At 62.1% G+C, this 14021-nt stretch carries 14 protein-coding genes; 9 read left to right on the forward strand and 5 right to left on the reverse strand.

Annotation, left to right across the window (positions count from 1 at the left end; all coding sequences use genetic code 11):
* The first annotated feature begins 46 nt into the window (after positions 1 to 46).
* The gene (locus KZX66_RS06845; RefSeq protein WP_248077815.1) at positions 47 to 1393 is read left to right on the forward strand and encodes a nucleobase:cation symporter-2 family protein; all 1347 of its coding nucleotides are present in this window, start codon (positions 47 to 49) and stop codon (positions 1391 to 1393) included.
* A gap of 233 nt (positions 1394 to 1626) precedes the next feature.
* A complete protein-coding gene (locus KZX66_RS06850) occupies positions 1627 to 2412 on the forward strand; it encodes an outer membrane protein OmpK (RefSeq protein ID WP_248077816.1) in 786 nt (261 codons plus the stop codon).
* Positions 2413 to 2458: 46 nt separating this feature from the next.
* Here KZX66_RS06850 and KZX66_RS06855 read toward each other — a convergent pair whose 3' ends face one another.
* On the reverse strand, positions 2459 to 3607 hold the full coding sequence (locus KZX66_RS06855; protein WP_248077817.1) for a patatin-like phospholipase family protein: 1149 nt from the start codon (positions 3605 to 3607) through the stop codon (positions 2459 to 2461).
* Positions 3608 to 3637: 30 nt separating this feature from the next.
* The gene (locus tag KZX66_RS06860) at positions 3638 to 4570 is read right to left on the reverse strand and encodes a lipid A biosynthesis lauroyl acyltransferase (protein ID WP_248077818.1); all 933 of its coding nucleotides are present in this window, start codon (positions 4568 to 4570) and stop codon (positions 3638 to 3640) included.
* Between the two features lie 119 nt (positions 4571 to 4689).
* Here KZX66_RS06860 and minC point away from each other — a divergent pair, with 119 nt between their 5' ends.
* The 7 genes from minC to KZX66_RS06895 all read left to right on the forward strand — a co-directional run bounded on the left by minC (position 4690) and on the right by KZX66_RS06895 (position 11350).
* Positions 4690 to 5427: a septum site-determining protein MinC gene (minC, locus tag KZX66_RS06865; RefSeq protein WP_248078186.1), complete on the forward strand. Its 738-nt coding sequence runs from the start codon at positions 4690 to 4692 to the stop codon at positions 5425 to 5427.
* A gap of 201 nt (positions 5428 to 5628) precedes the next feature.
* Complete coding sequence (minD, locus tag KZX66_RS06870; RefSeq protein ID WP_248077819.1) at positions 5629 to 6441, forward strand: septum site-determining protein MinD; 813 nt, start codon at positions 5629 to 5631, stop codon at positions 6439 to 6441.
* Positions 6442 to 6444: 3 nt separating this feature from the next.
* Positions 6445 to 6699, forward strand: coding sequence for a cell division topological specificity factor MinE (minE, locus tag KZX66_RS06875; protein ID WP_003175252.1), 255 nt, complete (start codon positions 6445 to 6447; stop codon positions 6697 to 6699).
* 96 nt (positions 6700 to 6795) lie between these two features.
* Positions 6796 to 7431: an RluA family pseudouridine synthase gene (locus KZX66_RS06880; protein WP_005789965.1), complete on the forward strand. Its 636-nt coding sequence runs from the start codon at positions 6796 to 6798 to the stop codon at positions 7429 to 7431.
* Positions 7432 to 7549: 118 nt separating this feature from the next.
* Positions 7550 to 8839, forward strand: coding sequence for a M18 family aminopeptidase (locus tag KZX66_RS06885; RefSeq protein WP_248077820.1), 1290 nt, complete (start codon positions 7550 to 7552; stop codon positions 8837 to 8839).
* Between the two features lie 113 nt (positions 8840 to 8952).
* Positions 8953 to 9129 (forward strand): hypothetical protein, encoded by a 177-nt coding sequence (locus KZX66_RS06890; RefSeq protein ID WP_016970148.1) that lies wholly within the window; start codon positions 8953 to 8955, stop codon positions 9127 to 9129.
* 52 nt (positions 9130 to 9181) lie between these two features.
* The gene (locus KZX66_RS06895; RefSeq protein WP_248077822.1) at positions 9182 to 11350 is read left to right on the forward strand and encodes a mechanosensitive ion channel domain-containing protein; all 2169 of its coding nucleotides are present in this window, start codon (positions 9182 to 9184) and stop codon (positions 11348 to 11350) included.
* Between the two features lie 27 nt (positions 11351 to 11377).
* On the opposite strand, the gene KZX66_RS06900 is transcribed toward KZX66_RS06895, so the two are convergent.
* The 3 genes from KZX66_RS06900 to KZX66_RS06910 form a co-directional block, all read right to left on the reverse strand.
* Positions 11378 to 11599, reverse strand: coding sequence for an MbtH family protein (locus KZX66_RS06900; protein WP_248077824.1), 222 nt, complete (start codon positions 11597 to 11599; stop codon positions 11378 to 11380).
* An 82-nt stretch (positions 11600 to 11681) separates the two neighbouring features.
* The gene (locus KZX66_RS06905; RefSeq protein WP_248077826.1) at positions 11682 to 13094 is read right to left on the reverse strand and encodes an aspartate aminotransferase family protein; all 1413 of its coding nucleotides are present in this window, start codon (positions 13092 to 13094) and stop codon (positions 11682 to 11684) included.
* A 139-nt stretch (positions 13095 to 13233) separates the two neighbouring features.
* Entirely contained in the window at positions 13234 to 14007 is a 774-nt protein-coding gene (locus tag KZX66_RS06910; RefSeq protein WP_248077827.1) for an N-acetylmuramoyl-L-alanine amidase, read from the reverse strand.
* Between the last annotated feature and the right edge of the window lie 14 nt (positions 14008 to 14021).

Raw genomic sequence — 14021 nt, forward strand, 5'->3', positions numbered from 1 at the left:
AAACGCGCTCCAACCAACACAACAATAAAAAGATTCGAGGTGTTGCATGTCCCAGTTAGAACCGCAGACTTCTGCCGTGCCCGCCATGGTGCGGCTGCCTCTCTTGCAACTGATCCTGGTAGGCCTGCAACACGTCTTGCTGATGTACGGCGGCGCCGTCGCCGTCCCCCTGATCATCGGCCAGGCTGCGGGCCTGAGCCGTGAAGAAATCGCCTTCCTGATCAACGCCGACCTGCTGGTCGCCGGCATCGCCACCGTGGTGCAATCGTTCGGCATCGGCCCGGTGGGCATTCGCATGCCGGTGATGATGGGCGCCAGTTTCGCCGCCGTCGGCAGCATGGTCGCCATGGCCGGCATGCCCGGTATCGGCCTGCAGGGCATCTTCGGCGCGACCATCGCCGCCGGGTTCTTCGGCATGCTGATCGCGCCGTTCATGTCCAAGGTGGTACGTTTTTTCCCGCCCCTGGTGACCGGCACCGTGATCACCGCCATCGGCCTGTCGCTGTTTCCCGTGGCCGTGAACTGGGCCGGGGGCGGCAGCGCGGCAGCCACCTTCGGGTCGCCGATTTACCTGGCGATCGCCGCTCTGGTACTGGCCACCATCCTGTTGATCAACCGCTTTATGCGCGGCTTCTGGGTGAATATTTCGGTGCTGATCGGCATGGGCCTGGGCTACGCCTTGTGCGGGGCCATCGGCATGGTCGACCTCAGTGGCCTGGCCCAGGCGCCGTGGGTGCAGGTGGTGACGCCGCTGCATTTCGGCATGCCCACATTCGAGCTGGCCCCCATCCTGTCGATGTGCCTGGTGGTGGTGATCATTTTTGTCGAGTCCACCGGCATGTTCCTCGCCCTGGGCAAAATCACCGATCAGGAGGTCACGCCCAGGATGCTGCGCCGTGGCTTGCTGTGCGATGCCGGCGCGTCGTTCTTCGCCGGTTTTTTCAACACCTTTACCCACTCCTCATTCGCCCAGAACATCGGCCTGGTGCAGATGACCGGCGTGCGTTGCCGCTCGGTGACGATCATGGCCGGCGCCTTCCTGATTGTGCTCAGCCTGCTGCCCAAGGCCGCGTACCTGGTGGCGTCGATCCCGCCGGCGGTACTTGGCGGCGCGGCGATTGCCATGTTCGGCATGGTCGCGGCCACGGGGATCAAGATCCTCCAGGAAGCCGACATCGCCGACCGCCGCAACCAGTTGCTGGTGGCGGTGAGCATCGGCATGGGCCTGATTCCCGTGGTGCGCCCGGAGTTCTTCGCGCAGTTGCCGTTGTGGATGAGCCCGATCACCCACAGCGGCATCGCCATGGCCACCCTCAGCGCCTTGTCGCTGAACATCCTGTTCAACATCCTCGGCGGCGCTGAGCGCGTTGCCGTTGGGCACGCCCACAGCTAAAGCATGCCCCATTGTCGCCGCGTGCGCGCTGTAACGGCGCACTTGAGCCCAAACCTGGGAGCCAGTATTCTCCGCGCCCGCTTGAATCGACGGTGGTTTTACCGCCTTGGCGCGGCTTTTGCTGTAGCCATAAAGCTGACCAATCAGACGAGTTTTTCAGCGAACCCAAAGGCGCCACACCAGAGCGCCTGCGTAAAAGAAAAACCATAAAACTTTAACTCGGGAGCAACCGAATGAAACCTATGTTCAAAGGCCTGATGTTGGCAGGATCCCTGCTGGCCGGCGGCCAGGCCGTGGCCGGTGACTTATTGCAGTGGCAGAACAACAGCCTGACCTACCTGTGGGGCAAGAGCTTTACCGTCAACCCGCAGATCCAGCAAACCGTCACCTTCGAACACGCCGACGCGTGGAAGTACGGCGACAACTTTGTGTTCGTCGACCGCATCTTTTACAACGGCAAGGAAGACGGCAACGTCGGCCCGAGCACCTATTACGGCGAGATCAGCCCACGGTTGTCATTCGGCAAGATACTCGACAAGGACCTGTCTTTCGGCCCGATCAAGGATGTATTGCTGGCCCTCACTTACGAGTTCGGCGAAGGCGATAACGAGTCGTACCTGGTCGGTCCCGGCTTTGATTTGAACATCCCCGGTTTCGACTACTTCCAGCTCAACTTCTACCAGCGCCAGACCGAAGGCAATCGCGCCGGCGACGGTGTGTGGCAGATCACTCCGGTGTGGTCGTACACCCTGCCGGTGGGCAATTCCGACATCGTGATCGACGGCTTTATGGATTGGGTGGTGGACAACGACAAGAACGCCCGCGGCACTTACCACGCCAACCTGCACTTCAACCCGCAGGTCAAATATGACCTGGGCAAGGCGCTGCATTGGGGCGACAAACAACTGTATGTCGGCTTTGAATACGACTACTGGAAGAACAAGTACGGGATCGAAGATTCCGGCGCGTTCAAAACGACGCAAGACACCGCAAGCTTCCTGGTCAAATACCACTTCTAAAAGTGGGACGCGGCCCCTGTGGGAGCTGGCTTGCCAGCTTCCGCATTCAGTTCGGGTCAAGCCCCAGGAATCGGGTGATCTCGTCACGCTTGGCCAACGCATCACTGCGCCCCAACTCGATCAACTCGCTGCAATACCCCGCCTCGAACAGCAAGTAACTCAACACCCCCGCCCCGCTCGTCTTGGTCGCCCCAGGCCCACGCAAGAACAGACGCAACGCCGCCGGCAATTCCTGGCGATGCCGCGCCGCGATTTCATCGATCGGCTGGCTCGGCGCGATCACCAGCACATCGACCGGCGCCAGGCCGCGCGCGGCACTGTCGGCAGGCTGCAAGTGACTGAACTGGTTCAGGCGCTCCAGCAGTTCGATATCGCTTTCCAGGCTGTCGATGAACGTACTGTTGAGCATATGCCCGCCGATCTGCGCCAGGGTCGGTTGCTGGCCGGTGTAACTGCGTTGTATCGCCGGCTCATTACCCCGTGGGTTGCCGCTGACACCCACCACCAATACGCGGCTGGCGCCCAGGTGCAGGGCCGGACTGATCGGGGCTGACTGGCGCACGGCACCGTCGCCGAAATATTCCTGGTCGAGTTTCACCGGGGCAAACAACAGCGGGATCGCCGAACTGGCCAACAGGTGTTCAACCGTCAGTTGGGTGGGCACGCCGATACGCCGGTGGCGTAACCACGCGTCGATGCTGCCGCCGCCCTGGTAGAAGGTCACCGCTTGCCCCGACTCATAGCCGAACGCGGTGACAGCGACCGCATGCAGGTGTTTTTGTCGGATGGCCTCGTCGATGCCGGCCAAGTGCAGCTTGTCCTGCAGCAAATCGCGCAGCGGTGAACTGTTGAGCAACGCCACTGGAAACTGGCGGCCGAAGCCAAACAGGCTGTGGATCAGGAAACGACTGGCCTGGCGCACCACGCCCGGCCAGTCGCTGCGCAGCACCTGATGGCTGCGAAAACTTTGCCAGAACGCGGTGAGATGTTGCACCGAGGCCTTGAAGTCCATCGCACCGCTGGCCAGGCTCACGGCGTTGATCGCACCGGCCGACGTGCCGACGATCACCGGAAACGGATTGGCTGCCCCCGGCGGCAACAACTCGGCAATCGCCGCCAATACCCCCACCTGATACGCCGCTCGCGCCCCGCCGCCGGAAAGAATCAAGCCTGTAACCGGTTCAGCTGGGCGCATCGCGTCACTCCATGGTGGGGAAAGTCGGTGTTAACGGCGTTTTTCGTAGAGCTTCGGTTCGCCCGGTGGCCGGCTCTTGAAGCGGCGGTGGGTCCACAAGTATTGCTCGGGGCATTCACGCACCGCCGTTTCGATCCACCGGTTGATGCGCAGGCAATCGATTTCGTCGGTTTCGCCGGGGAAGTCGCTCAGCGGCGGGTGGATCACCAGGCGGTAACCACTGCCATCGGCCAGGCGCTCCTGGGTGAACGGCACCACCAGCGCCTTGCCCAGCTTGGCGAACTTGCTGGTGGCGGTGACGGTGGCGGCCTGGATGCCGAACAGCGGCACGAAGATGCTTTGTTTAGCGCCGTAGTCCTGGTCCGGCGCGTACCAGATGGCGCGACCGGCCCGCAGCAGCTTGAGCATGCCGCGTACGTCTTCGCGTTCGATGGCCAGGGAATCGAGGTTATGCCGCTCGCGGCCACGGCGCTGGATAAAGTCGAACAACGGGTTGCCGTGCTCGCGGTACATGCCATCGATGGTGTGCTTTTGGCCGAGCAGTGCCGCGCCGATTTCCAGGGTGGTGAAGTGCAGGGCCATCAGGATCACGCCCTTGCCTTCCAACTGAGCCTGTTTGAGGTGCTCGAGGCCTTCGACATGGGCCAGGCGCGCCAGACGCTGGCGCGACCACCACCAGCTCATGGCCATTTCAAAGAAGGCGATGCCGGTGGAGGCAAAGTTCTGCTTGAGCAGTTGCTTGCGTTCTTTGGCGGATTTTTCCGGGAAGCACAGTTCCAGGTTGCGCGCAGCGATGCGCCGACGTTCGCCGGCCACACGGTACATGCCGGCGCCCAGCAGCCGACCAATGGTCAGCAGCGCGCGATAAGGCAGCTGGGTGACCAGCCACAACAGGCCGAGCCCCAGCCATAACAGCCAGAAACGCGGGTGAAAGAATGCAGCTCGAAAACGCGGGCGATCCATTACAGATTCCGGTAAAGACAGGGCCGCGCATTCTACAACGGTTCGACTCGGCTTGCGGCGGGTGAGTGTTCTCGTTATAAGTCTCGACACTTTTCGTGACAAGCCGCTTTATGCCGACCATGAGCCAAACCGAACCGCTAGACAGAGATCCCGTGTTCCAGCTGAAGGGCAGCATGCTCGCCATTACCGTGCTGGAACTGGCCCGCAACGACCTCGAGGCCCTGGACCGCCAGCTCGCCGCCAAGGTCGCCCTGGCGCCGAACTTCTTCAACAATGCCCCGCTGGTGCTGGCGCTGGACAAACTGCCGGCCGGCCAGGGCGTCATCGATCTGCCCGGTCTGATGCGCGTGTGCCGCTCCCATGGCCTGCGCACTCTGGCCATTCGTGCCAGCCGTATTGAAGACATTGCCGCCGCCATCGCCATTGAACTGCCAGTATTGCCGCCGTCCGGTGCGCGCGAACGTCCACTGGAACCGTTAGTCGACGAAGTGAAGAAAAAACCGGAAAAACCGCCGGAGCCGATGATCAAGCCTACAAAGATCATCACCTCTCCCGTACGCGGCGGGCAGCAGATTTACGCCGATGGAAGCGACCTGGTAGTGATCGCCTCGGTCAGCCCCGGCGCGGAACTTCTCGCCGATGGGAACATCCATGTATACGGCCCGATGCGCGGACGTGCACTCGCCGGCATCAAGGGCGATATCAAGGCGCGTATTTTTTGTCAGCAGTTGACCGCTGAGCTGGTGTCCATCGCAGGCCGGTACAAGGTTTCCGAAGATTTGCGCCGTGACCCGCTGTGGGGGGCCGGGGTGCAAGTCAGCCTGGCGGGCGATGTGTTGAACATCACCCGGCTTTAACGGATACTGCCGCATTTTCCAAGCATCTCTAGACTCTGATAGCACAGCGAAACCGGCAATACTTGTGTAGGAATAATCGGAAGTTGGCGTTCCCTTTACGGGAACCACATCTTTTTCCTACAAGGGCTGTCCGCCTGCAGCGAGTTTCAAGAGATGTTTTTCAGGGGCTGAAAAGTCCTTTTTCCTTAGGGGTGAAACACCTTGGCCAAGATTCTCGTGGTTACATCCGGCAAGGGTGGTGTGGGTAAGACCACCACCAGCGCCGCTATCGGTACCGGCCTCGCTCTGCGCGGCCACAAGACAGTCATCGTCGACTTCGACGTCGGTTTGCGTAACCTCGACCTGATCATGGGCTGCGAACGCCGCGTGGTGTACGACTTCGTCAACGTGGTGAACGGCGAAGCGAACCTGCAACAGGCCCTGATCAAGGACAAGCGTCTTGAGAACCTGTACGTCCTGGCCGCCAGCCAGACCCGCGACAAAGACGCGCTGACCAAAGAAGGCGTAGGCAAAGTTCTCGCTGAACTGAAAGAAAACTTCGAATACGTGGTCTGCGACTCCCCGGCCGGTATCGAAACCGGTGCTCACCTGGCGATGTACTTCGCCGATGAAGCCATCGTGGTGACCAACCCGGAAGTCTCCTCCGTACGTGACTCGGACCGCATGCTTGGCCTGTTGGCCAGCAAGTCCCAGCGCGCCGAAAAAGGTGAGGACCCGATCAAAGAGCACCTGCTGCTCACCCGTTACAACCCTGAGCGCGTCAGCAATGGCGAAATGCTTGGTGTTGAAGACGTGAAGGAAATCCTCGCCGTGACCCTGCTGGGCGTGATCCCGGAATCCCAGGCCGTGCTGAAGGCTTCCAACCAGGGCGTGCCGGTGATTCTCGACGACCAGAGCGACGCCGGCCAGGCATACAGCGATGCTGTCGATCGCTTGCTGGGCAAGACCGTGGAACATCGCTTCCTCGATGTAAAGAAGAAGGGATTCTTCGAGCGTATCTTTGGAGGCAACTAAACAATGAAATTTCTCGACTTCTTTCGCGCCAACAAAAAACCAAGTACCGCATCGGTCGCGAAAGAGCGTCTACAGATCATCGTGGCGCACGAACGCGGCCAACGCAGCACCCCGGACTACCTGCCAGCCTTGCAGAAGGAGCTGGTCGAGGTGATCCGCAAGTACGTCAATATCGGCAACGATGACGTGCATGTCGCCCTGGAAAATGACGGCAGCTGCTCGATTCTGGAACTCAATATCACCCTGCCTGATCGTTAATCGAAAAGGCGGCCGCCACGGCGGCTCGATCACCCTGATCCCATTGCGGGGCCTGGGCGGTCGAGCCGCCGTTGGCGTTTGTTACGAGGCTGTTTAATGCCGCTGTCCAACATCCATATCCTTCATCAGGACGACGCTGTCCTGGTGGTGAACAAGCCGACCCTGCTGCTCTCAGTGCCTGGCCGCGCCGACGACAACAAGGATTGCCTGATCACCCGCCTGCAGGAAAACGGCTACCCCGAAGCCCGCATCGTCCATCGCCTGGATTGGGAAACCTCGGGGATCATCCTGTTGGCCCGCGACGCCGACACCCATCGCGAACTGTCCCGCCAGTTTCACGACCGTGAAACCGAAAAGGCCTACACCGCATTGGCCTGGGGCCAGCCGGAACTGGACAGCGGCAGTATCGACCTGCCCCTGCGCTACGACCCGCCGACCAAGCCCCGCCACGTGGTGGACCACGAGTTCGGCAAGCACGCGCTGACCTTCTGGAAAGTGCTGGAACGCTGTGGCGATTGGTGCCGAGTGGAACTGACGCCGATCACCGGGCGCTCGCACCAGTTGCGCGTGCACATGCTCTCCATCGGTCACCCGCTGCTGGGTGACGGCCTGTATGCCCACGAACAAGCCCTCGCGGCATGGCCACGCCTGTGCCTGCACGCCAGCATGCTGAGCTTTACGCACCCGCAAAGCGGCGAGCGCTTGCGTTTCGAGTGCCCGGCGCCGTTCTAAGTTTGGCAATTGGCCAAGCGTGTGGGAGCAAACGCGCTCCCACATTTGTTCTGCGTCTTCTTCGCCACCGAGCTAAACCAATACGGTAAACTCCGCGCATTGCTGTCTGGAGCTATTTATGCGCGAAGCGTTGAATCAAGGCCTGATCGACTTCCTCAAGGCCTCCCCTACTCCTTTTCATGCCACTGCCGCCCTGGCCCAACGCCTGGAAGCGGCGGGTTACCAGCGTCTGGATGAGCGCGAAACCTGGACCACCGAAGCCAACGGTCGCTATTACGTCACCCGTAACGACTCCTCGATCATCGCCTTCAAACTCGGCCGTCACTCGCCGTTGCAGGGCGGTATCCGCCTGGTCGGCGCCCACACCGACAGCCCATGCCTGCGGGTCAAGCCGCAGCCCGAACTGCAACGGCAGGGCTTCTGGCAGCTGGGCGTGGAAGTCTACGGCGGCGCGCTGCTGGCGCCTTGGTTCGACCGTGACCTGTCCCTGGCCGGCCGCGTGACGTTCCGGCGCGACGGCAAGGTCGAAAGCCAACTGATCGACTTCAAGCTGCCCATCGCAATCATTCCCAACCTGGCCATTCACCTCAACCGTGAAGCTAATCAGGGCTGGGCGATCAATGCCCAGACCGAGCTGCCGCCGATCCTCGCGCAGTTCGCCGGTGACGAGCGCGTGGACTTCCGCGCCGTGCTCACCGAGCAACTGGCGCGCGAACATGGGCTCAATGCCGATGTGGTGCTCGATTACGAGCTGAGCTTCTACGACACCCAAAGCGCCGCGGTGATTGGCCTCAACGGTGACTTTATCGCCGGTGCGCGGCTGGACAACCTGCTGTCGTGCTACGCCGGCCTGCAAGCCTTGCTCACCAGCGAAAGCGATGAAACCTGCGTGCTGGTGTGCAACGACCACGAAGAAGTCGGTTCCTGCTCGGCGTGCGGCGCCGATGGACCGATGCTGGAACAGACCCTGCGCCGCCTGTTGCCCGAAGGTGATGAGTTCGTGCGCACCATTCAAAAATCGCTGCTGGTATCGGCCGACAATGCCCACGGCGTGCACCCCAACTACGCCGACAAACACGACGCCAACCACGGCCCCAAGCTCAATGCCGGCCCGGTGATCAAGGTCAACAGCAACCAGCGCTACGCCACCAACAGCGAAACCGCCGGGTTCTTCCGCCACCTGTGCATGGCCGAAGAAGTGCCAGTGCAGAGCTTCGTGGTGCGCAGCGACATGGGCTGCGGTTCAACCATCGGCCCGATTACCGCCAGCCACCTGGGCGTGCGCACCGTGGACATCGGCCTGCCGACGTTCGCCATGCACTCCATCCGTGAGCTGTGCGGCAGCCACGACCTGGCGCACCTGGTGAAGGTGCTGGGCGCGTTCTACGCCAGTCGCGACCTGCCCTGACAATCCGGGAGGGGGTTCTCCCCCTCCCGCATTCATCTGATCCAGATCATCTGCACTTCCCGCAATCCGACCTAGACTTGTCAGTATTCCCACTCCGACAAGGCCGTCGTCTCATGATTTCCATGTCCTCCTTCCACGCCATGCTCATCCCTATTCTGATCGGCATGATCATGCTCGCGGTGGGTTTCAACTTTCGCGACAAGCCTCTGGGCGTGTTCGGCATGTGGGTCGGCATGCTGCTGATCCTGGGCACTGTGGTGTACAAGATCCTCGCCAAACTGGCCGAATGACGCGGGCACTCGTACACTCGGCCAACCCGTCGTCTCCAAGGTTGACCGCCTCGTGCTTTCCCGTCTGTTCGCTCTGCCCTCTTATCTGCTGATCATCCTGCTGACCCTGCTGCCGACCTTGCCTGCCCAGGCCGTGGGTTTGCCTGGGCTGCTGGGTGGCACCACCAAGGCCCAGCCTCAAGCCGAAGTGCCTCTGGGGCAGTCGCTGGACGAGGTGATCAAAACCCTGGAAAACGACAGGCAGCGCACCCAATTGCTCAGCGACCTGAAAAAGCTGCGGGCCGCCACCCAAAAGGCCCAGCCGGCCGCCGAACCCGGCGTGCTCGGGTTGATCGGCAACACGCTGTCCAGCCTGGAACAACAGTTCTCCGGCAACGACAGCCCGCTGGGGCGCTGGTCCAATGAGGTCGACCTGGCCAAGGACGAACTTGACGCCTTGATGCTGCCGGCCAGTGAATGGCTGCCGATCATCTTCGGTTTTGCGCTGATCCTGGCGGTATGGAGCCTGCTGGCCGCCGCGCTGATCTGGCTCAGCCACCGCGTACGCGAACGCTTCGGCCTGCCCGAAGAACTGCCGCAACACCCACGCACCTGGGACATGCTGCGCTTTGCCTTGCGCAAACTGGGGCCATGGCTGATCGCCCTGGTGATCACGGTTTACTTGAGCTACGCCCTGCCCTCGTCCCTGGGCAAATCCCTGGCGATGGTGCTGGCCTACGCCCTGGTGGTCGGCACCTGTTTCTCGGCGATCTGCGTGATTGCCTTCTCCCTGCTGGACGGCCCGCACCGCCATCGCGCGCTGTATATTTTGCGGCGCCAGGCCTTCCGCCCATTGTGGTTGATCGGCAGTTTTGCCGCCTTTGGCGAGGCCCTGAGTGACCCGCGCCTGGTCAACGCCCTCGGCCAGCATCTGGCCCATACCGCAGCCACCGTGGCCAATGTGATGGCGGCGCTGTCCACCGGCGTGTTTATCCTGCGTTTCCGCCGGCCGATCGCCCACCTGATCCGCAACCAGCCGCTGTCACGCCGCCTCACGCGCCGGGCGGTCACCGACACGCTGTCGATCATCGGCACCTTCTGGTACCTGCCGGCGCTGTTGCTGGTGGGCATCTCGCTGTTTGCCACGTTCCTGTCGGCCGGCGACACCAGCACTGCCCTGCGCCAGTCGCTGTTGTGCACGGTGTTGCTGGTGCTGTGCATGGTGATCAACGGCCTGGTGCGTCGCCACGCCCTCAAGCCATTGCGCGGGCACAAGCGTCACGCGTTGTATTCCGAGCGCTTGAAGAGCTTCATCTACACCCTGGCGCACCTGGCGGTGTGGCTGGTGTTTATCGAGCTGGGCCTGCGAGTGTGGGGCCTGTCATTGATTGGTTTTGCCGAAGGCGAAGGCCATGACATCGCGGTCAAGCTGTTTGGCCTGGCCGGCACCCTGCTGTTTGCCTGGCTGATCTGGATCCTCAGCGACACTGCGATCCATCACGCCCTCACCCGCTCGCGCAAAGGCCTGGCCAATGCGCGGGCGCAAACCATGATGCCGCTGATCCGCAACGTGCTGTTTGTGACCATCTTCATCATCGCCGCCATCGTCGCCCTGGCGAACATGGGCATGAACGTCACGCCGTTGCTGGCCGGTGCCGGTGTCATCGGCCTGGCCATCGGTTTCGGTGCGCAATCGCTGGTGGCGGATTTGATCACCGGTCTGTTCATCATCATCGAAGACTCGCTGGCGATCGATGACTACGTGGATGTGGGCGGCCACCTCGGCACCGTCGAGGGCCTGACCATCCGCACCGTGCGCCTGCGCGACATCGACGGCATCGTGCACACCATCCCGTTCAGCGAAATCAAAAGCATCAAGAACTACTCGCGGGAGTTCGGCTACGCGATCTTCCGGGTGGCGATCCCTTACAACATGGAGATCGATGCGGCGATCAAGTTGATCCGCGATGTCGGCCAGAAAATGCGCAACGACCCCTTGCAGCGCCGCAATATCTGGTCGCCGCTGGAGATCCAGGGGGTGGAGAGCTTTGAGTCCGGCAGCGCGATCCTGCGCGCCCGCTTCAAGACAGCGCCGATCAAACAATGGGAAGTGTCGCGGGCGTTCAACCTGTCACTCAAACGGCATCTGGACGAGGCCGGGCTGGACCTGGCCACGCCACGCTTGAGTGTGCAGGTGGTGACGGGGGCGTCGGGCGGGTTGGAGAAAGAGCAGAATGCCTGAAGACACCCTGCTCACAAAAAAGGTGTGTCAGGTCAGTGCAGCGCCGTCCATCTTCTGGCGCAGGCTCAAGGGGCGCATGTCGGTCCAGGTTTCTTCGATGTAGGCCAGGCACTCTTTTTTCAGGCCGCTCTTGCCCACGGTGCGCCAGCCTTGCGGCACGGCCTTGTAGTCCGGCCAGATGGAATACTGTTCTTCATGGTTGACCACTACCTGAAACAGGATGTCGTCGCGGTCAAATACTGAGGTCATTGCTGTGCTCCGTCGCTAAAAGGCCGGCTGCGCACCACGCGCAGCGCTGATATCTGTAGAAACGTACCAAACCGTCGAAAAATTAGAGGCTGGCCACTGCCGCCGTCAGGGCGCGCCCGAAGATTTCGGCCACGCGGTCGACTTCGGCGGCGGTGATCACCAGCGGCGGCAGGAAGCGCACCACGCTGCCATGGCGACCACCCAGCTCCAGAATCAGCCCGCGCTTGAGGCATTCGCGCTGTACCAGCGGCGCCAATTGGCGGTGCAGCGGCGGGTGGCCCTGGATATCGAGGGCGCCATCCGGGTCCACCAGTTCCACGCCGAGCATCAGCCCGCGACCACGAATATCCCCCAGGTGCGGGAAATCCCGCTGCAGGATGCGCAGGTGTTCGCCCAGGCGCTCGCCCATCGCCGCCGCATGGCCGGGCACATCGTGGTCCTTGAGGTAGCGCATCACCGCCGACCCCGCAGCCATCGCCATCTGATTGCCACGGAACGTCCCGGCATGGGCCCCCGGCAGCCAGGTGTCGAGCCAGTCGCGGTACACCACCACCGCCAGCGGCAGGCTGCCGCCGATGGCCTTGGACATCACCACCACGTCCGGGATGACCCCGGCATGCTCAAAGGCAAACATCTTGCCGGTACGCCCGAAACCGCTCTGGATCTCATCAACGATCAACGCCACACCGGCCTGCTCGGTGATACGGCGCAGGCCACGCAGCCAGTCGAGGTCCGCCGGGATCACACCGCCCTCGCCCTGCACCACCTCAACAATCACCGCCGCCGGCAGCAACACCCCGGCCTCCGGGTCGTTCAGCAGGTTTTCCAGGTAATGCAGGTTGACGCGCACGCCTTCGGCGCCGCCGAGGCCGAACGGGCAACGGTAGTCATACGGGTACGGCAGGAACTGCACGCCGTTGCCGAGCAACGCGCCCAAGGGTTTCTTCGGCCCCAGGCTGCCCATCAGGCTTAACGCGCCCTGGCTCATGCCGTGGTACCCGCCCTGGAACGACAGCACCGTGCTGCGCCCAGTGGCGGTGCGCACCAGTTTCAACGCCGCTTCTACCGCGTCGGTGCCGGTGGGGCCGCAGAACTGGATTTTCGCTTCGCGCGCCAACGCTGCCGGCAACAGACCAAACAGGTCCTGCACAAACTGGTCCTTGACCGGCGTGGTCAGGTCGAGGGTGTGCAGGGGCAGTTCATCGCTCAGCACTTGCTGGATAGCCTCGATCACCGCCGGGTGGTTATGCCCCAACGCCAGGGTGCCGGCACCGGCCAGGCAATCGATGAATTGACGGCCTTCCACGTCTTCCACATAGATGCCTTTGGCCCGCTTCAGGGCCAGCGGAATGCGCCGTGGGTAGCTGCGGGCGTTGGACTCCTGCTGACGCTGACGGGCCAGCAGTGGCGTTTCATCGAACTGATAGAGCGTTTCCACGGGTGCCGGGCTGACTTGCACCGGGGCGTCTTCGATACGACTGGTAGCGACTGACATCTCTCGATCCCTCAATACACTGATAATGGTGACCAAACTGCCATCCGTTGGCGGCTGGCCCAGGGGCATGCGCACGGATTTCCTGTTCTGGAAACGCATCAGCGTGGAGAGGATTTACTCCTCCGGTCGCGAAAAGCCCTCAGCCACACAGTCCCAGGTACTTTTCGTTCAGTGCATACAGAATCGCGCACGTCTGCGCATCCAATACCCCGCAATAGTCCTGCGCACGAAAGTGCATCTGAAAGGCTCGCGTGCGGTGTTCAAAGCTCTGGCGATTTTTCGCCGGTGCGTAGCCATAACGCTGGAAAGCCCGCTCCACCTCCACCTCCGGCGGCAGCCCCAGGCAAAACCGACGCTGGTACATCGCCCGCGTGGCCTCATCGAACCAGGCGCCGATGCCCGCTTCGAATAATCGCCGCCACGGCAAGCGCGGCCCCGGATCGCTCTTGCGCCAGTAGGCCACGTCCGAATGCCCGAGGATGTCTGTCGGCCCAAGCTGCGGGTAGCGGCCAAGCAGGTCGCGAAGCAATGCGATCAGGACCTCGATCTGCTCTTCGCCGTAGTCAGGAAAGGTGAACACCCCGCCGTCATCCCTCGCCAGATTGACGAGTTCGATGCCGATCGAGCGGCTGTTGAGGTTGTCGCGCCCGCCCCACTGGCTGACGCCCGCGTGCCAGGCACGCCGGTGTTCGTCGACCAGGCGAAACGCGCGCAACTCGTCATAACCGGCGGCGCGATAGCTGGGCTCGTGAGGGTCGGGCAGCAGATAGTGAGCGCTGACCGCCTCCCCGGTCAGGGTGCGCAAGGCGGATGCGAACGGGGCTGCGGTGTAGTGCAAAACCAACTGTGCGACGGGCTCGCCATTACGCTCGTTGAAGCCTGTGGCGGGGAAACTGGTGTCGATGACCAACATAAGAACCGTCCTTT

The sequence above is a fragment of the Pseudomonas sp. EYE_354 genome, assembly GCF_023148575.1.
In the GTDB taxonomy this organism is placed as follows: domain Bacteria; phylum Pseudomonadota; class Gammaproteobacteria; order Pseudomonadales; family Pseudomonadaceae; genus Aquipseudomonas.

Excerpts from the sequence above, each read along its gene's own strand:
- KZX66_RS06900 (WP_248077824.1), bottom strand. The coding sequence starts at position 11,599 with ATGACCTCAGTATTTGACCGCGACGACATCCTGTTTCAGGTAGTGGTC.
- KZX66_RS06910 (WP_248077827.1), bottom strand. The coding sequence starts at position 14,007 with ATGTTGGTCATCGACACCAGTTTCCCCGCCACAGGCTTCAACGAGCGT.
- KZX66_RS06845 (WP_248077815.1), top strand. The coding sequence starts at position 47 with ATGTCCCAGTTAGAACCGCAGACTTCTGCCGTGCCCGCCATGGTGCGG.
- KZX66_RS06860 (WP_248077818.1), bottom strand. The coding sequence starts at position 4,570 with ATGGATCGCCCGCGTTTTCGAGCTGCATTCTTTCACCCGCGTTTCTGG.
- KZX66_RS06880 (WP_005789965.1), top strand. The coding sequence starts at position 6,796 with ATGCCGCTGTCCAACATCCATATCCTTCATCAGGACGACGCTGTCCTG.
- minC (WP_248078186.1), top strand. The coding sequence starts at position 4,690 with ATGAGCCAAACCGAACCGCTAGACAGAGATCCCGTGTTCCAGCTGAAG.
- KZX66_RS06850 (WP_248077816.1), top strand. The coding sequence starts at position 1,627 with ATGAAACCTATGTTCAAAGGCCTGATGTTGGCAGGATCCCTGCTGGCC.
- minE (WP_003175252.1), top strand. The coding sequence starts at position 6,445 with ATGAAATTTCTCGACTTCTTTCGCGCCAACAAAAAACCAAGTACCGCA.
- KZX66_RS06855 (WP_248077817.1), bottom strand. The coding sequence starts at position 3,607 with ATGCGCCCAGCTGAACCGGTTACAGGCTTGATTCTTTCCGGCGGCGGG.
- KZX66_RS06890 (WP_016970148.1), top strand. The coding sequence starts at position 8,953 with ATGATTTCCATGTCCTCCTTCCACGCCATGCTCATCCCTATTCTGATC.
- KZX66_RS06885 (WP_248077820.1), top strand. The coding sequence starts at position 7,550 with ATGCGCGAAGCGTTGAATCAAGGCCTGATCGACTTCCTCAAGGCCTCC.
- KZX66_RS06905 (WP_248077826.1), bottom strand. The coding sequence starts at position 13,094 with ATGTCAGTCGCTACCAGTCGTATCGAAGACGCCCCGGTGCAAGTCAGC.